Genomic DNA, 18,231 nt, shown 5'->3' with positions numbered 1-18,231 from the left:
CCATAGTGCGATCATGGTCAAAGAATGGCTGGGTGGCGTGCTGGCGGCGGTACTCGCGGCGACCGGGATGGCAGTCCCCGCACAGGCTGACGTCAACGAGGTCGGCTGCAACTTCAGTATCGCCAGACCGTACATCGCAACGGTGGGTGGGGCGCAGATGGTGCAGACACGGATCGACGCCAGTGGCTGCTACACCAATCTGGACAGCGTGCCGATGGAGTTCACGCTGCGCCTGACCGTCGACGACGGCACTCCGGAGGGTGCGGCGAATGCGGTGCCGTTGGAGTACACGGCGGTCCGAGACATCCACAATGGGGATTCAGTTTCGGTGGTCTTCCCACCCGACGACCAGCCAGTGGCCCTCAAGCCGGGTACGTACTTGGCCTGTGGATCGGCGGCGACCTACCTTGAGGGGTACCAATCCCCCAAACAAATCGACTGCAAGCTGGCCGGCTGGAACGTGCCGCTGAACATCCCCCGGATGTGATGTAGCCGCGACTGGTTCACCCCACCCGGCCCACCACGGTCAGCAGCACCACAGAGTCTTCAACCGCCGTAAGGTCGTGGCGCTCTTGCGGAATGATCACGTAGTCGCGGGCGGTCAAGACGGCCTTCTCCGTTGCCGTCGCGAGTTCCACCCGTCCACTGAGCACCAATAGGGTTGCTTCACCAGGGTTTTCATGTTCGGCAAGCTGGTGACCGCCGGCGAGAGCCAGCACCACCTGCCTCACCACATGGCCGCTGCCGCCGTGCACGGTGTGCGCCGCCCGGCCGCTATGCGCATTCTTCGCTGTTGCGACCTGCTCATCGCCCAGGGCTACGATCGAGATGACGTCCATGGCCTGGTCTCCTTACTGGTGTTGGGGCACTGCGTCACACGGGTGCAGAGCCAGAATGACCGTGCAATCCCCATGCCCGGCGTCGGGTGACACCGTCACCTGAAACTGCCCGCCGACCGCGTCGGCGTTGACATCGAGAACTTCCTGGATGAGACCCCGTTGGATCCCGCGGACCACTTCCGGGGCAGCCGCGGCGATCTCGGCGAGCGGGCAGGAACAAATCTGCACGGTGATTCGACCAAAGGACATCAGCGTGGAGTGCACTGTAAACCCCAGTTCGCCAAGGGTTTCCACGACCAAATTGGCGGCGGGGATGGCTACCCGGTGGCGCGCCACGTTAACCCGGTGTGCCAGATCGGCCCCCACCAGCGCCGCCCGTGATTCACGCTCGGCGGGGGTGCCGCCGAGATGGACTGCGAAAAGCGACACGACATCGGCGTAGTCGAGCCGTGGGGCGATCGCGTAAGCGAGGCTGGGCCTGCCTGCCTTCTGGCCGGCACTGCCACCGCGCCGGACGATCTGCCCCTGCTCTTCCAGGGTCTTGAGGTGGAAGCGCACCGTGGTGATGTGGATCCGCAGACTATCGGCAATGTGCTGTACGCCGACCGGCTGCGGCGCCTCCCGCAACAGCCCGAGCACCCGGTCGCGCTGTTGGCCCGCTTTGCGGTTACCGGTCATTGGGGCCGGACGCCGACTACCGCGACCGCCGTCAGCGCGTCGCTGTGTTCACGAAATGTACGGCGTATGGCAAGCACTCGCTTGCGCGCGCCACCATGCAGGAGAACGTTTTTCACCAGCCGCAGGGCTCCGATAATGCCCTCGTCGGCGATGACGCGCCGCGGGCGCAGCAGCGCCATCGCCGCCCGGTCGGTGCTCACCACCTCGAATCCCGAGGCACGGAGCAGCTCACTCCACTCGGCCACGGTGAGCGGCCGTGCGTTGACTTTGATCGAGCGGGCCAGAGCCCCGCGAATCGCGTCCTTAGTGGCCGCGTCCACGGAGTCCGGTGTCAGCCCGAGCTCGTGAATCGCGTACCGCCCGCCCGGCCGTAACACCCGGTATGCCTCGTCCACAATGGCCCGCTTGGCCTTGTCGCTCTGCATCGTCAGCACCGCCTCGCCCACGACGACGTCGGTGCTGGCGTCGGGCAGACCCGTACTGGCGGCGTCCGCGACAATCACGCGCCCACCACACGATGCGACGACATTGCGCACCGATTCCGTGGCCGCCGCGGTGTCATCGATACCGATATAGGACCGCGGGTGCAGCGCCACGATGTCGCGCGCAGTCCGGCCCAGCCCGGGCCCGAGTTCGACCACATCGGCATCAGTCACCTTCCCGGCGGCCAAGAGCCGAGTGGTCAGTTCACGCCCGCCCGGGCGCAGTACGCGCTTACCCAACCGTGCCAGCAGCCAGTGGTCGGGAAGGTCTTCATCCCGGCGCCCAGCCAGCGGAAGCGTTTCTCTGTCGGCCACAACTCCAATTTAGAGGATGTCTATCCTTTTAAACACCCCTACGTTCCCGCAGCGTTAGATTCACCACGGACGCAACCCTCCCGGCGCGGCGGTTACCCGACTAATGTCACCGCGCGTGACTGCCTCGACAACGTCCCTCAACGCGATCACCGATGCGACCCGACAGGCGGTCGCCGACAAGCCAAGCGCCGCGATGGTGGTGTTCAAGGCATCCGCCCAACCAGAGGGCACGGTCGGTAGCGAGATCACCCTGGGCAAGTACCGCGTCCATGTCGACGAGCCGCCAAGCCTCGGCGGGCAGAACACAGCACCCAATCCCGTCGAGTACTACCTGGCATCGCTGCTGTCCTGCCAGGTGGTGACCTATCGGTTCTGGGCGGAAAGACTAGGGATTCAAGTCGATTCACTCAGCGCCAGCGCCGAGGGCGACCTCGATGTCCGCGGCTTCTTCGGCCTGGACGACAGCGTCCGCCCCGGCTTCCAGCAGATCCGCGTCACGGTGACGGTCTCCGGGCCGGACGGCGACGAGCGGTACCGCGAACTTCACGAAGCCGTGGACGCACACTGCCCGGTGTTGGATCTGACCACCGGCTCCATCCCCGTACACACACAACTGATTACGCAGCCGCGGTCCTAAATCTGTTGCCGGGCGCAGAGCCTCCCTGACAGCATCATCGGCGCCCGCCCTAGACCGCGCTAACCGGTACGTGCGGTCCGCTGCTCACGCAGCTGGCGAGGGAGGCAGCCCGTTCGAGCCGGGCCGGGAACCGAAACATCCGCCGCTGCGGTAGCCGTCAGATGCGCGCCCAGGCGCCCGGCCGAGGAGTCAAGAGCGGTGGCGGAGGGATTTGAAACCTCCTCGATCATCCAGAAAAGCCTGCTGCCTGCGGATACGGGTTTCTTTCAGACGTTGACAAACATCGAACCGAGTTGAACGTCCATCCTTGGCGTCCTGGATTTGGAGCACCCGCTGGTCCCCAGATGACGGGATTTACTCACTGTATGTTGACGTCTGACGGGCCTGGACGAGAACTACTACTCCAACGCCAACAAGCACCACGCCTATAAGGCCGAAGATCAGGGAGAGTCCCCACTCCGACTCAAACGAACTGATCTCAGCATCGTACGGATTCGCGGGGTCGTATCGAACAGGGACTATCTTTCCAGTTCTCGGCGACAGCAACCCCGTGGAATTGGATGTAAACGTGACGCGGCGCCCGTCGACGTCGAACCGCACGACGGGATACATCGATGCGTGGCAGTCATCATTGGAGTTGCAACTGCGACGCGGCTGCTGGTCGACAACGCACCCGCTCGTAATCGCACTGCGCTGTTGGAACTTGGATTCATATAGCGCAGTTGCACCACCGATACTCGCGAATATCAAGCCAACGGTGACAGCTATCGCACACACTAGGCGCTCCGGCCTAGCAATCATGTGTGACATCAGTTGCATGGCTTCCTTACCGACCTTAGTTGGCGGCGTCAATTTTATCTGCACCCGCACGCAACTCGCTCGGCGTGACCCTGAGAGTCATCGAAGGCCCTCCTCACAGCTAACAGATAGATGCCACTGTGCAACGCATGTAGTGCGCGGGTGGGCGAAGTGTCCAGAGAAGAGGCCACAGCGTCTAGAGTGCCGGTGTGGGTCCAGATTTCTCTTCGATCGATTCCGAGCAGAAGGCGCAGCACCTTTGTGCGCAGGGCCATTTGGAGCGCATGCTGCTGCTCCCCGCCGAATTCAGTGGGCCGGACATCCCCGAAAACGTGGTCTACGTACCTGCCTGGTTGGCATCGGCGAAGGCGGGCATCGATCTCAACATTGTCCGTCCGCTCATCCTGGACGGAACGGTGGAAGAATACTCGGCTACCCCTGAATATGACGGTGCCTCCTTCGTGCCAGTGGCCGTGCACATCAGCGCCTGGCATCCCGACTCCCCGGATGGCGGGTTCACCTCCACGCTCGGCGTCTGGGGTATCGGTCTATCCACGTGATCGCCGCTGAGCGGCGCAACTACCCCATATACATCTGACGTGCCACGATGGCGTTGTGGTGACGATGTACCGGCTCGCTTGCACGCTGGCCGCCGCGTTTGCGGTGTCGGCATGCTCCACCAGCGTGTCCGAAACACCGATGCTGTCGACGAAAACAGCGATTATCACCGAGAAGGCCGTCCGCGAAGCCCGTGTATGCCGACGTCACCGGACAAGGCATCGAGGCGCCGCGTGACGCAGAGTCGCAGGGCCCGCGCACGCGCGAACACTGGCGCCGTTCAACCCACGACCTGGTAACGACCCGTCAGCTACTCACATACATGTTCTGAACAGGCGGGATGAAAACGGGGTTACGCGGTGCAAGACAATGATCCTGGCGCTTCATGGACGCAGCCGCCTCCGCCACACGCTGGCGCGTATCCCTGGGCCCGCCACCACCGCCCCCGCAGTGGCCCGCTCCCGCCGCACCACACCGACCGACACCGCGCTACTGGTACGCCATCGGCGCGGCATTGATAGCCATTGGGCTGATCGGCGGCATCGGCCTATTCGTCACTGGACTCGTCTACGCCCTCAAAGAGCCCACGAGTCAGCTCGACGCAAACGGCTCTGCCACTGCACAATTCGCTTCAGGCGACTCGATGATCATCTATGTCGCCGATGTCGAACCCGTGCCGAAGCTGACGCAGAACACACGCTGCGTGGCCCGCGAGGAGAACAACAACGCCAGTCCTGTTATTGCTCGATGACAAAGAGGGTCTCTGTCCAGTGTCCACCTTCAGTTGCTCGTGAGATCACTCCGATGAGACGGCTGAGCTGAGGTTTGCCTGGACACTGCTCTGTGAGATGCATGTCGTAGCGATACGTCGGAACGGTTCCCCATGCGAAGACTCTGTTGCCCTGTTCGCCGAGGTCATCCACAGATTCAAGCGTGTAGTTACAGTTAGGAAGTGGCAGCGCCGCTTCAATGAGACGATTCAGTTTCGCCTGTTCGACAGCATCCTGCGGAGTGCCAGATTTGATACTGAAGAGCCTAACCCGCGCTGGGTCATGTGTATTCAGCCCATCCACCAGCCCTTGGGCGCTTTCGCGCAATTTCTGCGGGCTGTCGTAGTCCTTGCTGCGGTACAGGTCTGCATCATCTTTATATAGGTAGATCAGAAAACCGATAGGAACCGCGAAAACCAATGCTGTCAGCAGAATCAGAAAGGAACGTTTGGCCCATTTCATCGTCAATCATTCTCCCGGAAAAACTAGATGTACAAATTCAGCTTGACCATTGCTATAGTCCGCGCTTTCTGGCATCCAATCATTTCGTAAGCTATTGTCCGGGCTTGCGTGTTGATTCACTATGTCGGTAAGCACACTCTTTCCTGTCTGCGGGTCAAAGATCTCCTGACGGCCCACCAACATTGCTACGTGGCTGATATCACCGTTTCCTTCTTTGTAGTAGATGAGGTCACCGGGTATCAGTCCTGCTTTAGACGGTGCCAGCGGGTCAAGCGCCCCCTTGTCAGGCGCTCCATTGTTTCCTGGGTCAGCCGGAATTTTTGCAATACCGACTATCGATCCCCGGCCAGAATGCTGGGTGATGAAATTGTGGTTCTCGCGCGCCAAGCTCCATGTCGTGGAATGCGGTTGGGACGGGATGTCGCCAATGCCTAAGTTTATCTGGAAAGGGTCACGTTGGTAGTACCATTCATCGCTGTCGCCGCCACGCAGGTCGGTTATGTTGGGCCCAACGTCCTTGAATCCGCCTTCTCGCATTGCTTGAGAAACGAAATTCGTACACTCGTAGCCGACTCCGAAGTCTCGATACTCGGGGTTCGCGCCATTCGCCCATTTGTCGGTGTAGTCAATGGCCTTTTGCCGGTCCGCGCTAGGTGGTGGCAGCTGAGGTATTTTATCTCCGCCGCCTTGTGTGAACGGTCCGCTCATAGTTGTGGCATCGCCGCTCATTAGCTCGACGGATTGCATCTGGGAGGGATCCATGCCGACACCACTGTTGACCGCGCCAGCGCCCTGTGAGGTCAGGTCTGCGATCTTGTTGACACCGTCGGCGCCTTGTTTCCCGTCATCGAGGAACTGCTGCAGCTGTTGCATCTGCTGTTTGGTTTGTGGGCTAGCGTCGGACACGATTTCTGTTGTCTGACTGCCGTTTTCCAGCCAGGTCGAAGCGATCTGGCTGCCGAACTTGACGGCGTCGGCGGTGTCCTTGACACCACCCGAAACACCCTGCACCACGGTCATCACGTCTTGCGGGTTCACCGCACCAGACTGCGCCGATGATGCTAACGAGACACCGGCTTGCCCGGCCTGCCCGAAGTTCTGGGCTGCTGAACCGGCCGACTGTCCCAGACTTGAGCTGTCGGACACGGTGTTCGCGATATCGCCGGGCAGCGACTGACCCAACTGGGATGCGTCCTGCCCGAGCGCCTGCGTGTCCGGGCCCTGCTGCTCGTCCTGCTTACGGCGCCGCGTCGAGGCCGCACCCAGCAACAGCGCGGTCAGATCGTTGTCGCCGGACTGCTTATCGCGGTCGTCCTGCTCGTCCTTGTCGTCCTTCTTCTTGTCCTTCGACGGGAACTTCGTCGACTGTTGCTGCTTCTGGCTCTGCTTGTTCTGCTGCAGCTGCTTGGTCAGATCATCGGCACGCTGCCGGTCCTGGCTGGACTGCTGCTGTTTCTCCTGCAACTGGCGCGTCAGGTCATCGATCTTCTGCTGATCCGACTGCTGCGGCTGCTGATTGGGCTCCTGCCCGGTGTTCTGCTGCGGCGGCTGCTGTTGCGGCGCCTGTTGTGGCTGTTGCGCCGGCTGCTGCACACCCTGATTCGGTTGGCCACCTTGCGATCCCGAGTTGGCCTGTCCGCCTTGGGATCCTGGATTGAAATCCGGATTCGGCCTGCCCGGCCCCTGGGTATACGGCGTCGCGTTCTGATAATCCGGGATCTGGGTGCCGTGTGCGGGCTGATCCCACCCCTGCTGAGGCCCCTGCTGCCCACTGGCCCCGTTAGCACCGTTGTTGCTGATCGAGGGTGCCTGAGTGTTATAAATCGACACCGAGCCGTTTTGATCCATCGGCGGCTGATTAATCCCGCCCTGATAGTCCGGCATCTGCGCCCCACCCTGGCTCGGCGGCTGAAACATCTGCCCACCCCCAGGCGGACCATCACTGCCACCCGGTCCGCCACAATCCGGCGGGCATGCCGCGTGTGCCTGCGGAACCGTCGCCGGCGTAAACCAACCCAAACCCAAACCACTTGCCGAAAACATCAACACCGCAACAACACCAGCTGTTGCGGTGGCCTTCTGCGAAGCATCGGTGGCCCATTTATAGAGCCCCCCAAGACCTTTCCACCACCCCAGATTGGACCCGATCGCCCACAACAACACGAAGGCGATAGAGGCGATAGCGGGCAGCACATCCGGGCCGGTGATCCACACATACAACCGCGGAGTGATCCCGGCGGTCAGCAGCACCAAACCCAAACCACCAGCGATCAAGGCCGCCACCAGGCCGGGATGCCACAGCCCTTCCTGCGCACGACGCCTGCCCGCTGCTCGGTCGCGCTCGATGAGCAGACCCGAGTCAGTGAGCACTTCCTTGGCGAGACCAGTCAGGTACTTGCCCCCGGTGAACAGCGCAGCGCCCGCCAAGACGGCGACGAGCATCTGGCCAACTCCGAGCAACAGCGACCACTGGTTCTCACCGGTGAGGTGCTGCCACCAACTGGAATAGCCACCCCGGAACGTCCACCACATGCCCAACGCGCCAACGAGCACCGCAGCGGCCGCCACCATCGCCAACAAGGGCTCCGACAAACGCGCTTCGGCCTCATCAGATACCACCGAAGTCACCGGCTTGGCGCCCCACATCGCGAGCTTCACACCCCCGCCAAGCGCCGTCATGCCCAGCAGCAACAACCCGGCCCAGCCGATCAGCTCGGCGACACCATCGCCGCCGCGGTACAGATTGTGCAACGCGGCCACCGCACCAACCACCAGGACACCCCCAGCAGCGAAAGCAGCCAGCCGACGACCGGCATCGACTTCGACACCGCGTCGCTGTTCAAGATCACGCGCAGGCAACTCCCGCGTAACCGCGCCAGAATGCGCCAGATCACGGCAGTCTGTCACCGCTGTCAGCGCTTTAGTTGATCGTTCGGTCCCCGACACATCGCCTCCGTCAACTTCCGCAAAGCCCTCAGGGACGTGACATTACGCCCAGCTAGCGACGCCTGTCCATGTGGGTAGCAAACATGCTTCTTGCCGCAGGGGCACCTGTACGCGAGAATCGCTTAGCGGCGACGAACGACCAGGCTCAGATGAGACCACACCGCCTGGCAACGGCCACATCCCCAGTCCAACTGACACACGAGGAGTCCAAGTGAATCCCCTTATTGAACGTCTGGACGCGGCATTGCGGGCTGTGCATCCGGAATTTCTCGCCGTACACGCACCGGGCGCAACGATTCAACAGATCGATGCCCTCGAAGCCCTGGCGGGCCAATCCCTGCCGGCGACTCTTCGTGATCTGCTCACCTGGCGTAACGGGGTGGGTGCCCGCGACGTTCTAGCCACTTTTGCTGGCCCATGGAATTTCATGTCAATCGAAGCGATCATCGACAGCATCACGATGCTGCGAAATCTGCTCAAACACGGACCTCGCTGGAAAGAGCGGAACTGGTGGGGATACGACTGGATTCCGTTCCTAGAAGACAACTTTGGGGACCAAATCTGTGTCGACCTCGGCGGTGGCGGAACTCTTGAGAACGATGGCAAACCGTTCACCGGCGGTATCGCGGGCCAGATCATGCAGTTCGACCATGCCGCCGAACTTCGTGTCGTCGCGGCACCGTCGTTCGACACCTGGTTGACCGCCTTGGTCCAAGCGATCGAAGAGCATGTCCTACTTCCCGAGACCGAAACGATGAACTGGGGCACCTACTACGCGCTCAACGAACCCGACGAACCCGGCTCCCCCACACTCGATGACGTCATCGCAAAGCTGGCACCGGGATACCCCATCTACCTGACATGCCCCAACTACCCATAGAGGAGACCCGCATGGCACAGCGACTAGAGGTCATCGGGGCGTGGATCTTGGTGATCGCGGCGCCGTTCATGATGATCACCAAGGCACTAACAGGCAGTTGGGGTTGGGTACTTATGTTCGCGTTGAGCTTCGCATGGACCATCTGGTGGCTGCGAAATTGCAACGGAGAAAAAGGATATACCGTCGTGGATCAGGAGCAGCTCGCCTCCGAGTGGTCCAACGCCCGAGTGCTTGCCTTGATCGACGGTGTACGTGGTGATGTCTCCGCAGTGAAGGCCCTACGGGAAGCAGAACCTCGCCTCAGCCTCGCCACGGCCGCTCAGTTGGTGCGGCAGGCACGAGATGACTCCGCTCAGTTGGTGCGGCAGGCACGAGATGACTCCGCTCACATCGGACGGCGCAGTGTGCGTACCTGTCGCAAGTTCAGCCGATGTCTTCGCATGCCATTCCTTCGCGCCTCCACAGTCTTGAACCGCTTCCGGTTCTGGAGCCGCCGGCCGTCTGGCAGCGTGGCATTCATCCGCGCCTCATACCTGACACCGTGTGCGGTGTCGACGCGCCGGATAAAACTGGGTAGTCGAGCCATAAGGAAATCCCACCTTGGATAGAGCGGTGAGACCGGCCGCAGTGCACGACACGCCGCTCGAGCGGCGGACCAATTCCCGGCGCTATGTGGCAGAGTGTGGCAATTTTGGGACTTCCGACATCTGGCTTGGCGCCGGAAATATGCCCTGAAATTGCCTCTAGCAGGTAGTTTATGGCGGTGGCGGAGGGATTTGAACCCCCGGACGGTGTTAGCCGTCTCTCGCTTTCAAGGCGAGTGCATTAGGCCGCTCTGCCACGCCACCGTGGGCAAGCCTAGCGGCTCCGCCAGGCGGCCGACTCCCCGCCGCGGCCCTCCCCGTCCCTGAGCGCGTCCTCGGCGCCTTCACCCACCCGCCGGAAGCTCTCCGCGATGGCGGCCTGCTGCGCTCGAGTCAGCCGAGTCAAATAGTGCTCGCGGACACATTCGGCATAGGTCGACATCGCCGCCTCGCCGAGGGTGCGGCCCTGCTCGGTGAGCGCCGCCAGCACCGCCCGGCGGTCCTGCGGCATCGACCCCCGCTTCACCAGCCCCTGCTCCTCCAGCCTGCGCACTTGATGCGTAATCCGGCTACGCGAGGCCAACAGGCTGGTAGCGATATCCCCCATCCGGCAGCTGCCGTTAGCTGATCGCAACAACTGTTGGAGCACCTGGAAGTCGGTCAACGAAATACCGTGCGAAGCAACCATTTTCCGGTTCAACAGGAAGTACAGCCGATTGGTCGCTATCCAAAAGTTTTGCCACGAACGAAATTCGGCGAGGTCAAGTCCCGGGACTTCACTCTCCGAACGTGTACTCATGCACCATCCCCCCTTCCACCGACCAAGCTACGGCCCCCACCGCGACTCCACCCACAGTGTCTAATACCCCGGCGACCACCGATAGCTCGGCATAGTCTGGATGCCATGCACGCTATCACCGTTGACCAGCCGGGCGGGCCAGAAGCGCTGTGCTGGACCGAGGTTCCCGACCCAACTCCAGGACCAGGCGAAATACTGGTCGATGTCACCGCCGCCGCCGTTAACCGTGCCGATCTGCTGCAACGACAGGGCCTATACCCCATGCCGCCCGGCGCGAGTCAGATCCTCGGCCTCGAATGTTCCGGAACCATTGGTCAGATTGGCGCGAATGTCACGGAATGGACTGTCGGCCAACATGTTTGTGCGCTGTTGTCCGGCGGTGGGTACGCCGAGAAAGTGGTGGTACCCGAAGGCCAGCTGCTGCCCATTCCGTCAAATGTCGACCTTGACGTCGCGGCCGCACTGCCCGAAGTCGCGTGCACGGTGTGGTCGAACCTGGTGATGACGGCGAGAATGACTGCCGGACAATCTATCCTGCTTCACGGCGGTTCCAGCGGTATCGGCACCCACGCCATTCAAGTCGCCAAGGCACTCGGTGTGCGGGTTGCCGTCACCGCCGGCACCCCGGACAAACTAGCCGCCTGTCGCGATCTTGGTGCCGACCTGACAATCAACTACCGGGACACAGATTTTGTACAGGCAGTTCACAACTTCACCGACGGTGCCGGCGTCGACCTCATTCTCGACATCATGGGAGCGAAATACCTGGACCGGAACGTCGATGCTCTGGGCAACGACGGGCACCTGGTCATCATCGGCATGCAGGGCGGCGCGGTGGCCGAACTGAACATCGGCAAGCTGATCACCAAGCGCGGCTCCATCACCGCCACCACGCTGCGCGGACGGCCGCTGGACGGACCATCCGGCAAGGCCGCGATCGTCGAGTCCGTCATGCAGAATCTGTGGCCACTCGTCGAGGCCGGAAAAGTACGGCCGGTCGTGGGTGCCGAGATCCCGATAAGCCAGGCGGCTGAGGCACATCGCCTCCTGGAAAGCGGCGAGGTCGTGGGGAAGGTGCTGCTCACGCTCTGAGCTCTTCGAACGGACGCGGGCCTGATCAGCCCAGCGAGGCGACCGCACGCACCAACTGGTCGACCTCGGCGGCCGTCGAATAGTGGCCCAACCCAACCGTTATCGCGCCGCCGATCTCGTTCACACCGATGGCGTCGAGCACCCGCGAACTGGTGTTGGCAATCGCACAGACCCCGTTGTCGGCCAGGCGCTGCACCACGCGGTCGGCGGGAATCCCGATCACGGTGAAGCTGAGCGCGGGGATCCGGTCCTCGGGAGCGCCGATGACCATGACGCGTGGCAACGTGCGCAGCGCGCTCACCAGGTACCTGAACAACCAGTCCAGATACGCGCCCGCCGAGTTCAGAGAGGTCAGCAGCCGCTCACGCCGGGAACCCGAGGCGGACTCGTCCAACCCAGCGAGGTACTCCACGCTGGCGACCAGGCCGGCCAACATCGCGAACTGATGCCCGCCGAGCTCCAGCCGCGCCGGACCACTGGCTAACGGATTGAGCGATATGGAACTGATCGAATCCAGCAGTGCCGGGTCGCGAAACACCAACGCACCCACCGGCGGCCCGCCCCACGCCGTCGCATTGAAGGCGACAACATCGGCGTCCAGATCCTCAACATCGAAGGCTCGATACGGCACCAGGCTTGAACAGTCCATCACCACCAGACCACCGACCGCATGCGCGAGCTTGGTGGCCTGCTGCAGATCCGGCACCGTGCCCAGCGTGGACGAAGCCGCCGTCACCGCCACCAACCGGGTCGGCTTGGTGATCAACGACTCCCACTGCCAGGACGGCAGATCACCGGACTCGATGTCGACCTCGGCCCATTTGACCTTGGCACCGTACCGGTTGGCCGAACGCAGCCATGGCTGCACATTGGCTTCTTCATCGAGCCGGGACACCACCAGCTCGTAGCCAAGCCCCGCCTTCGACGACGAGCCCTCGGCCAACGAGTTGAGCAGGACCGCGCGGTCACTGCCCAACACCACGCCGCGCGGGTCGGCGCCCACCAGGTCGGCGGCCGCCTGTCGGGCGGCCTCCAGCACGGCGGCGCTGCGCCGTGCGCTGGGGTGGGGCCCCCGCGTGTCGGAAAAGGATCCGCGGAACGCAGTGGATACAGTCGTAGCAACCGCATCAGGGATGAGCATCCCGGCCTGGGTGTCGAAATGCACCCACCCGTCGCCGAGGGACGGGTGCAAACCACGCACCCGGGCGACGTCATAAGCCATGCCAGACACCTTAGATGCTCACCACAGGTCACGGCGCTGAACCCGTCGTTGCACCACGCCCCGACGGACGACGGTCAACGGCGCCGTCTCGTGTAGTCATACTAGAGCAATGTCGTTCGCTTTCGGGGTGGCTACGGCACTGCTGTTGCTGTTCATCCCAGGCTGGCTGATTGGCCGAGCCTTCGGGCTACCAACGCATTCGGCCGCCGTCACCGCACCTGCATTGACCTATGGGCTAGTTGGGCTGTGCATCGTCGCCTTCGGCTCAATCGGCATACCGTGGAACTCAGTTTCCGCCGGGTTTGCGCTCCTCGGCGCGATCGTCATCGCGCGGCTGATCTGGCGCCGACTGCGGCCCAAAGAGCACACCGAACAATTTCCCTCACAAAATCGTGCGGCGCTCATTGCAGTGGCGTTCGGTATCACGATCGGGACCGCGCTCATCTTCTATGCGTTCCTGCGTGGGCTGACCAACTGGCAATCGATTCCGAGCACCTGGGACTCGATGTGGCACGGAAACACGATCCGCTACATCCTCGACACCGGGCAATCGTCGTCGACCCGGATGGGCGACCTCCGCAACGTCGAGACGCATGCCACGCTCTACTACCCGTCGGCCTTCCACGGGCTGGCCGCGGTTCTCAGCCAACTGACCGGCGCGGCTCCCACCACGAGCTACACGCTGTACGCGGTGGCCGGGTCACTGCTCTTTCCGCTCAACGCGGCAGCGCTGGCCTGGCAGCTGCTCCGCGGCCGCACCAGCCGCACCTTCCAGGCCGGTTCTGCGGCCACGGCCGCCGCACTCGCGGCCTCGTTCACGGCGCTGCCCTATGTGGAGTTCTATGTCGCGGCCGTTCCGAACTTGGTGTCCTTCGCCCTGGTGGGCCCCGCCGTGATCGCCATCACGAGCGTGGTCGCCGACCGCAGACGCATACCGGTGGCCGTCCTGGCATTCGTGGGAATCGCCTCGGTACACACTTCGGGCGCCATTGTGGCGGTCGTCTTCGTGGGAACCTGGTGGCTCCTCGCGCCGGTATCCCGGTACGGGAGCAAGGAACAAAAGGCCAAGCCCCGGTTGGGAAATGGCTTCGTACCATTGGCCGTCGCCGGCCTCGCCTCGCTGGTGCTGCTCTACCCGCAACTGCGCACCCTGCTGCAGTTGTCCGAGATCATCGCCGGGCACCAGTTCGCCACACCGTGGGGCAAGAAGCGCGCGCTACTGGATGCCCTCACCCAGCACACCCGTCACCTTGCCGACTACCCGGTGCAGTCGGCGCTGCTCTGCCTCGCCCTTCTCGGCGCGGTCGTACTGGTCGTGAAGCGGGTGTACTGGCCGATTGCCGTCTGGCTGCTACTGATCGTTGCGATTGTCCACTCGTCCAGGCCCTTTGGCGGTGCCATCGGTCATGCGGTGGCCCTGTTCTCCGATGCCTTCTACAGCGACCCGCGGCGGCTGTCGGCCATGGTGTGTCTGCTACTGGCCCCGGCTGCCGGGATCGGTCTGTTCACGCTGGCGTACGCCACGCTGACGAGGGTGCGGGGGGAACGAACACGCAGGTGGGCACTGGCCGCCACGGCGATCGTGCTGGCCGGAATCTGCAGCTTCTCCGCGCGGCATTATTTCCTGCCGCACAAGTATCTTGTCGGCGCCAAATACGACCAGGTGATGGTCGGCCCCAAAAAACTCGACGCCTTCGCCTACCTGGCCACCCTGCCCGGCGCCAAGGACACCACCATCGGCGACGGAAATGTGGACGGCTCGGGCTGGATGTACGCGGTCGCGGGCCTGCACCCGCTGTGGACGCACTACGACTTCCCTCAGCAGCAGGGCCCGGGCTATCACCGGTACATCTTCTGGGCCTATGCCGACGACGCCGATACCGACCGGCGCGTGACCGAAGCTGTGCACGCGCTGAACATTCGCTATGTCATGACCACGACTCCCGTGGTCCAGGGGTTCAAGGTTCCCGACGGACTAAGGTCGTTGGACAGATCCCGATCATGGAGAAAGCTGTACGACAGCGGTGCCGCCCAGATCTACGAATGGGCCGGCGACCAGAAACCACAGGCGGAAGGTGACAGATGACCCATCCCGGTCAGGACGATGACGACGACCAGGTGATCATTCTGGGCGCCGAGAATTCCGACAACGCCGCCGACGGTGCGGACGACGACCCGTCCATCACGGATCTCGTCGAGCAGCCCGCCAAGGTGATGCGCATCGGCACGATGATCAAGCAGCTTCTCGAGGAGGTGCGCGCGGCTCCTCTCGACGACGCCAGCCGATCCCGGCTGCGCGAGATCCACGCCGCCTCCATCCGCGAGCTGGAAGACGGGCTGGCACCCGAGCTCCGCGAGGAGTTGGAGCGTCTGACCCTGCCGTTCCTCGAGGACACCATCCCGTCCGATGCCGAGCTGCGTATCGCGCAGGCACAGTTGGTCGGCTGGCTGGAGGGCCTGTTCCACGGCATCCAGACCGCACTCTTCGCCCAGCAGATGGCGGCACGCGCGCAGCTTCAGCAGATGCGTCAAGGTGGTCAGGGTGTTCTGCCACCGGGTCTTTCAGCACCCGCACAGGGCGGCGGCAGCGGCACCGGTCAGTATCTGTAAACGTGGTCAGTATCCAGACCCACGACGCGTGGGTGGAATTTCCGATTTTCGACGCCAAGTCACGCTCACTGAAGAAGGCGTTCCTCGGCAAGGCGGGCGGCGCGATTGGCCGCAACGAGTCGAACGTGGTGGTCATTGAGGCCCTACGGGAGATCACGCTGTCCCTCAAGGAAGGCGACCGGGTCGGTCTTGTCGGCCACAACGGCGCGGGCAAGTCGACTCTGCTGCGCCTCCTTTCGGGAATCTATGAACCCACCCGGGGCAGCTCGTACATCCAGGGCCGGGTCGCGCCCGTGTTCGACCTGGGTGTGGGCATGGACCCGGAGATCTCCGGGTACGAGAACATCATCATCCGCGGCATGTTCCTGGGGCAGACCCGTAAGCAGATGCAGGCCAAGGTCGACGAGATTGCCGACTTCACCGAGCTGGGCGAGTACCTCTCCATGCCGCTGCGCACGTACTCCACCGGTATGCGTGTTCGCCTGGCCATGGGCGTCGTCACCAGCATCGACCCTGAGATCCTGCTGCTCGACGAGGGCATCGGTGCGGTTGACGCCGAATTCATGAAGAAGGCGCGAATCCGTTTGCAGCAGTTGGTGGAACGCTCCGGCATGCTCGTCTTCGCCAGCCATTCCAACGAGTTCCTGGCCCGCCTGTGCAACACGGCGATGTGGATTGACCACGGCACGATCAAGATGAGCGGTGGTATCGAGGACGTGGTCCGCGCCTACGAGGGCAATGAGGCAGGCGATCACGTGGCCCAGATCCTCGCCGAAGACCGCCATGAATGACGCGACCGGCGGTGTTGTTGTTGCCGTCGTCGTCACCTATCGGCGGCCTGCGGAGCTGGCCGAGTCGCTGAAGATTGTCACGACACAGACCGTCACGCCGCACCATCTTGTGGTGGTGGACAACGACAACGACCCCGCGGTGAAGGCTCTAGTTGACGGTCAATCCATCGCCACGACATACCTCGGTTCACGCCGAAACCTCGGGGGTGCAGGAGGATTCGCGCTGGGAATGTTGCACGCGCTGACCCTCGGCGCCGACTGGGTATGGCTTGCCGACGACGACGGCCGCCCTGGCGGCGCCGACGTTCTGGAGACACTATTGGCCTGCGCCCGTAAGCATCGACTCGCGGAGGTGTCGCCGATGGTGTGCGATATCGACGATCCCGGCCGGCTGGCGTTTCCGCTACGGCGCGGGCTGGTGTGGCGGCGGCGGGTCGAGGAGCTGCGCACCGAGGCCGGCCAAGATCTGCTGCCCGGTATCGCCTCGCTGTTCAACGGCGCGCTCTTTCGCGCCGAAACCCTGGAGGCCGTGGGCGTTCCCGACCTGCGACTGTTCGTACGCGGTGACGAGGTGGACGTGCACCGGCGGCTCGTGCGTTCCGGCCTGCCATTCGGAACCTGCTTGGATGCCACGTATCTGCACCCCAACGGCGCGGCCGAGTTCAAACCGATTCTGGGCGGGCGCATGCATACCCAGTACCCGGACGACGCCACCAAGCGGTACTTCACCTATCGCAACCGCGGCTACCTGATGTCCCAGCCGGGTATGCGCAAGCTGTTACCCCAGGAATGGGTGCGCTTCGGGTGGTACTTCCTGATCACCCGACGCGACCCTTCCGGCCTGCGCGAATGGATTGCCCTGCGGCGCTTGGGCCGCCGCGAGCAGTTCGGCAGACCGGGCAATCCGACTCCTTCGGTACAGGAGACTGAGAAATGACGAACGAACTGCTGGAATTATCTTCGGACTCCCGAACCTTCAAGCGCGCGTGGCGTGATCTGTCCGATGGCTTCGAGCATCGGCAGCTGTGGCTACAGCTGGGCTGGCAGGACATCAAGCAGCGCTACCGGAGATCGGTGCTGGGCCCGTTCTGGATCACCATCGCCACCGGGTCGACGGCCCTGGCGATGGGCATTCTGTACTCGCAGCTGTTCAAACTCCCCTTGGCTGAACATTTGCCTTATGTGACAATCGGTTTGATCGTCTGGAATCTGTTCAACGCGGCGATCCTGGAGGGGTCGGACGTCTTCGTCGCGAACGAGGGCTTGATCAAACAATTGCCGACACCGCTGAGCGTGCACGTATACCGGCTGGTGTGGAGGCAGCTACTGCTGTTCGCACACAACATCATCATCTTCCTGGTCGTCGTCGCGGTCTATACGCCACACTGGCACGCCACCGACCTCAGCTTCATCCCCGCCCTGGTGTTGATCACGTTGAATTGTGTCTGGGTTTCATTGGTTTTCGGCGTGCTGGCCACCCGTTATCGGGATATCTCACCGCTGTTGGGCAGCCTGGTGCAGCTGCTGTTCTTCATGACGCCGATCATCTGGAACGAGAACATGCTGAACGAGAGGGTCGGCAAGCTGGCCACAGTGGTGCAGTTCAACCCGTTCGTGCATTTTCTGGCCATCATCCGCGATCCCTTGCTCGGGCTCGATCAGCAGGTTCACCACTGGATCATCGCGGGAGCCATCACCGTCGTCGGTTGGACCGTGGCGATCCTGGTGATGCGCCAGTACCGCGCGCGGGTGCCGTACTGGGTCTAGT

General features: G+C 62.8%; 20 protein-coding genes, 1 tRNA gene and 1 pseudogene. 12 read left to right on the top strand and 10 right to left on the bottom strand.

The features are described 5' to 3' along the window. Window positions 1-13 precede the first annotated feature (13 nt). On the top strand, window positions 14-487 hold the full coding sequence (locus AC5Y5C_RS05200) for a hypothetical protein (protein WP_078330335.1): 474 nt from the start codon (window positions 14-16) through the stop codon (window positions 485-487). A 16-nt stretch (window positions 488-503) separates the two neighbouring features. On the opposite strand, the gene AC5Y5C_RS05195 is transcribed toward AC5Y5C_RS05200, so the two are convergent. The 3 genes from AC5Y5C_RS05195 to AC5Y5C_RS05185 are packed head-to-tail and all read right to left on the bottom strand — an operon-like array spanning window position 504 to window position 2,314. Further along, window positions 504-839, bottom strand: a complete 336-nt coding sequence (locus AC5Y5C_RS05195; RefSeq protein ID WP_499969680.1) for a cupin domain-containing protein — start codon at window positions 837-839, stop codon at window positions 504-506. A 12-nt stretch (window positions 840-851) separates the two neighbouring features. Further along, window positions 852-1,517, bottom strand: a complete 666-nt coding sequence (locus AC5Y5C_RS05190; RefSeq protein ID WP_499969678.1) for a helix-turn-helix transcriptional regulator — start codon at window positions 1,515-1,517, stop codon at window positions 852-854. Further along, window positions 1,514-2,314, bottom strand: a complete 801-nt coding sequence (locus tag AC5Y5C_RS05185; RefSeq protein WP_499969676.1) for a class I SAM-dependent methyltransferase — start codon at window positions 2,312-2,314, stop codon at window positions 1,514-1,516. Before AC5Y5C_RS05185 ends, AC5Y5C_RS05190 begins: the two co-directional genes overlap by 4 nt. A gap of 115 nt (window positions 2,315-2,429) precedes the next feature. Between AC5Y5C_RS05185 and AC5Y5C_RS05180 the strand changes: the two genes are divergently transcribed. Beyond that, on the top strand, window positions 2,430-2,951 hold the full coding sequence (locus AC5Y5C_RS05180; protein ID WP_499969674.1) for an OsmC family protein: 522 nt from the start codon (window positions 2,430-2,432) through the stop codon (window positions 2,949-2,951). Between the two features lie 59 nt (window positions 2,952-3,010). Here AC5Y5C_RS05180 and AC5Y5C_RS05175 read toward each other — a convergent pair whose 3' ends face one another. Both AC5Y5C_RS05175 and AC5Y5C_RS05170 read right to left on the bottom strand, forming a co-directional pair. Then, on the bottom strand, window positions 3,011-3,181 hold the full coding sequence (locus AC5Y5C_RS05175; RefSeq protein ID WP_372991386.1) for a hypothetical protein: 171 nt from the start codon (window positions 3,179-3,181) through the stop codon (window positions 3,011-3,013). Between the two features lie 124 nt (window positions 3,182-3,305). Further along, window positions 3,306-3,752, bottom strand: a complete 447-nt coding sequence (locus tag AC5Y5C_RS05170; protein ID WP_372991869.1) for a DUF3592 domain-containing protein — start codon at window positions 3,750-3,752, stop codon at window positions 3,306-3,308. A 206-nt stretch (window positions 3,753-3,958) separates the two neighbouring features. On the opposite strand from AC5Y5C_RS05170, the gene AC5Y5C_RS05165 reads away from it, so the two are divergent. Both AC5Y5C_RS05165 and AC5Y5C_RS05160 read left to right on the top strand, forming a co-directional pair. Continuing rightward, window positions 3,959-4,309, top strand: a complete 351-nt coding sequence (locus AC5Y5C_RS05165) for a hypothetical protein (RefSeq protein WP_499969672.1) — start codon at window positions 3,959-3,961, stop codon at window positions 4,307-4,309. Between the two features lie 500 nt (window positions 4,310-4,809). After that, window positions 4,810-5,046: pseudogene (locus AC5Y5C_RS05160) on the top strand (hypothetical protein); the annotation flags it as partial. Here AC5Y5C_RS05160 and AC5Y5C_RS05155 read toward each other — a convergent pair. Both AC5Y5C_RS05155 and AC5Y5C_RS05150 read right to left on the bottom strand, forming a co-directional pair. Next, a complete protein-coding gene (locus AC5Y5C_RS05155; RefSeq protein ID WP_372991382.1) occupies window positions 5,045-5,539 on the bottom strand; it encodes a hypothetical protein in 495 nt (164 codons plus the stop codon). The pseudogene AC5Y5C_RS05160 and the gene AC5Y5C_RS05155 overlap by 2 nt on opposite strands. Window positions 5,540-5,545: 6 nt before the next feature. Continuing rightward, on the bottom strand, window positions 5,546-8,485 hold the full coding sequence (locus AC5Y5C_RS05150) for an amidase domain-containing protein (protein ID WP_499969669.1): 2,940 nt from the start codon (window positions 8,483-8,485) through the stop codon (window positions 5,546-5,548). 211 nt (window positions 8,486-8,696) lie between these two features. On the opposite strand from AC5Y5C_RS05150, the gene AC5Y5C_RS05145 reads away from it, so the two are divergent. Further along, on the top strand, window positions 8,697-9,365 hold the full coding sequence (locus AC5Y5C_RS05145) for an SMI1/KNR4 family protein (protein ID WP_499969667.1): 669 nt from the start codon (window positions 8,697-8,699) through the stop codon (window positions 9,363-9,365). 11 nt (window positions 9,366-9,376) lie between these two features. Then, window positions 9,377-9,973 (top strand): hypothetical protein, encoded by a 597-nt coding sequence (locus AC5Y5C_RS05140; protein ID WP_499969665.1) that lies wholly within the window; start codon window positions 9,377-9,379, stop codon window positions 9,971-9,973. A gap of 150 nt (window positions 9,974-10,123) precedes the next feature. On the opposite strand, the gene AC5Y5C_RS05135 is transcribed toward AC5Y5C_RS05140, so the two are convergent. Both AC5Y5C_RS05135 and AC5Y5C_RS05130 read right to left on the bottom strand, forming a co-directional pair. Next, window positions 10,124-10,213 (bottom strand) — tRNA-Ser (locus AC5Y5C_RS05135). A gap of 10 nt (window positions 10,214-10,223) precedes the next feature. Continuing rightward, the gene (locus tag AC5Y5C_RS05130) at window positions 10,224-10,748 is read right to left on the bottom strand and encodes a MarR family winged helix-turn-helix transcriptional regulator (RefSeq protein WP_499969663.1); all 525 of its coding nucleotides are present in this window, start codon (window positions 10,746-10,748) and stop codon (window positions 10,224-10,226) included. A 105-nt stretch (window positions 10,749-10,853) separates the two neighbouring features. On the opposite strand from AC5Y5C_RS05130, the gene AC5Y5C_RS05125 reads away from it, so the two are divergent. Then, window positions 10,854-11,840, top strand: a complete 987-nt coding sequence (locus tag AC5Y5C_RS05125) for an NAD(P)H-quinone oxidoreductase (protein WP_499969661.1) — start codon at window positions 10,854-10,856, stop codon at window positions 11,838-11,840. A gap of 25 nt (window positions 11,841-11,865) precedes the next feature. On the opposite strand, the gene AC5Y5C_RS05120 is transcribed toward AC5Y5C_RS05125, so the two are convergent. Next, entirely contained in the window at window positions 11,866-13,062 is a 1,197-nt protein-coding gene (locus tag AC5Y5C_RS05120) for a cysteine desulfurase-like protein (protein ID WP_499969659.1), read from the bottom strand. 109 nt (window positions 13,063-13,171) lie between these two features. On the opposite strand from AC5Y5C_RS05120, the gene AC5Y5C_RS05115 reads away from it, so the two are divergent. The 5 genes from AC5Y5C_RS05115 to wzm are packed head-to-tail and all read left to right on the top strand — an operon-like array spanning window position 13,172 to window position 18,230. Next, the gene (locus tag AC5Y5C_RS05115; RefSeq protein WP_499969658.1) at window positions 13,172-15,148 is read left to right on the top strand and encodes a DUF6541 family protein; all 1,977 of its coding nucleotides are present in this window, start codon (window positions 13,172-13,174) and stop codon (window positions 15,146-15,148) included. Next, entirely contained in the window at window positions 15,145-15,672 is a 528-nt protein-coding gene (locus tag AC5Y5C_RS05110; RefSeq protein ID WP_499969657.1) for a bacterial proteasome activator family protein, read from the top strand. The genes AC5Y5C_RS05115 and AC5Y5C_RS05110 overlap by 4 nt, the downstream gene beginning before the upstream one ends. Before the next feature lie 2 nt (window positions 15,673-15,674). Continuing rightward, window positions 15,675-16,463: a galactan export ABC transporter ATP-binding subunit Wzt/RfbE gene (gene wzt / locus AC5Y5C_RS05105; protein ID WP_499969655.1), complete on the top strand. Its 789-nt coding sequence runs from the start codon at window positions 15,675-15,677 to the stop codon at window positions 16,461-16,463. Then, window positions 16,456-17,400: a galactofuranosyltransferase GlfT1 gene (glfT1, locus tag AC5Y5C_RS05100; RefSeq protein ID WP_499969653.1), complete on the top strand. Its 945-nt coding sequence runs from the start codon at window positions 16,456-16,458 to the stop codon at window positions 17,398-17,400. The genes wzt and glfT1 overlap by 8 nt, the downstream gene beginning before the upstream one ends. Then, the gene (gene wzm / locus AC5Y5C_RS05095; protein ID WP_499969652.1) at window positions 17,397-18,230 is read left to right on the top strand and encodes a galactan export ABC transporter permease subunit Wzm/RfbD; all 834 of its coding nucleotides are present in this window, start codon (window positions 17,397-17,399) and stop codon (window positions 18,228-18,230) included. The genes glfT1 and wzm overlap by 4 nt, the downstream gene beginning before the upstream one ends. Window position 18,231 lies beyond the last annotated feature (1 nt).

The organism is Mycobacterium sp. NGS15, assembly GCF_059813245.1.
The sequence above is the reverse complement of the archived record's forward strand: the minus strand, read 5'-3'. Positions and strand labels throughout refer to the sequence as shown.

What these genes read in the sequence shown, in the direction of transcription:
- AC5Y5C_RS05200 (WP_078330335.1), top strand. Translation starts at nt 14, where the DNA reads ATGGTCAAAGAATGGCTGGGTGGCGTGCTGGCGGCGGTACTCGCGGCG.
- AC5Y5C_RS05195 (WP_499969680.1), bottom strand. Translation starts at nt 839, where the DNA reads ATGGACGTCATCTCGATCGTAGCCCTGGGCGATGAGCAGGTCGCAACA.
- AC5Y5C_RS05190 (WP_499969678.1), bottom strand. Translation starts at nt 1,517, where the DNA reads ATGACCGGTAACCGCAAAGCGGGCCAACAGCGCGACCGGGTGCTCGGG.
- AC5Y5C_RS05175 (WP_372991386.1), bottom strand. Translation starts at nt 3,181, where the DNA reads ATGATCGAGGAGGTTTCAAATCCCTCCGCCACCGCTCTTGACTCCTCG.
- AC5Y5C_RS05170 (WP_372991869.1), bottom strand. Translation starts at nt 3,752, where the DNA reads ATGATTGCTAGGCCGGAGCGCCTAGTGTGTGCGATAGCTGTCACCGTT.
- AC5Y5C_RS05155 (WP_372991382.1), bottom strand. Translation starts at nt 5,539, where the DNA reads ATGAAATGGGCCAAACGTTCCTTTCTGATTCTGCTGACAGCATTGGTT.
- AC5Y5C_RS05140 (WP_499969665.1), top strand. Translation starts at nt 9,377, where the DNA reads ATGGCACAGCGACTAGAGGTCATCGGGGCGTGGATCTTGGTGATCGCG.
- AC5Y5C_RS05130 (WP_499969663.1), bottom strand. Translation starts at nt 10,748, where the DNA reads ATGAGTACACGTTCGGAGAGTGAAGTCCCGGGACTTGACCTCGCCGAA.
- AC5Y5C_RS05125 (WP_499969661.1), top strand. Translation starts at nt 10,854, where the DNA reads ATGCACGCTATCACCGTTGACCAGCCGGGCGGGCCAGAAGCGCTGTGC.
- AC5Y5C_RS05120 (WP_499969659.1), bottom strand. Translation starts at nt 13,062, where the DNA reads ATGGCTTATGACGTCGCCCGGGTGCGTGGTTTGCACCCGTCCCTCGGC.
- AC5Y5C_RS05115 (WP_499969658.1), top strand. Translation starts at nt 13,172, where the DNA reads ATGTCGTTCGCTTTCGGGGTGGCTACGGCACTGCTGTTGCTGTTCATC.
- AC5Y5C_RS05110 (WP_499969657.1), top strand. Translation starts at nt 15,145, where the DNA reads ATGACCCATCCCGGTCAGGACGATGACGACGACCAGGTGATCATTCTG.
- glfT1 (WP_499969653.1), top strand. Translation starts at nt 16,456, where the DNA reads ATGAATGACGCGACCGGCGGTGTTGTTGTTGCCGTCGTCGTCACCTAT.
- wzm (WP_499969652.1), top strand. Translation starts at nt 17,397, where the DNA reads ATGACGAACGAACTGCTGGAATTATCTTCGGACTCCCGAACCTTCAAG.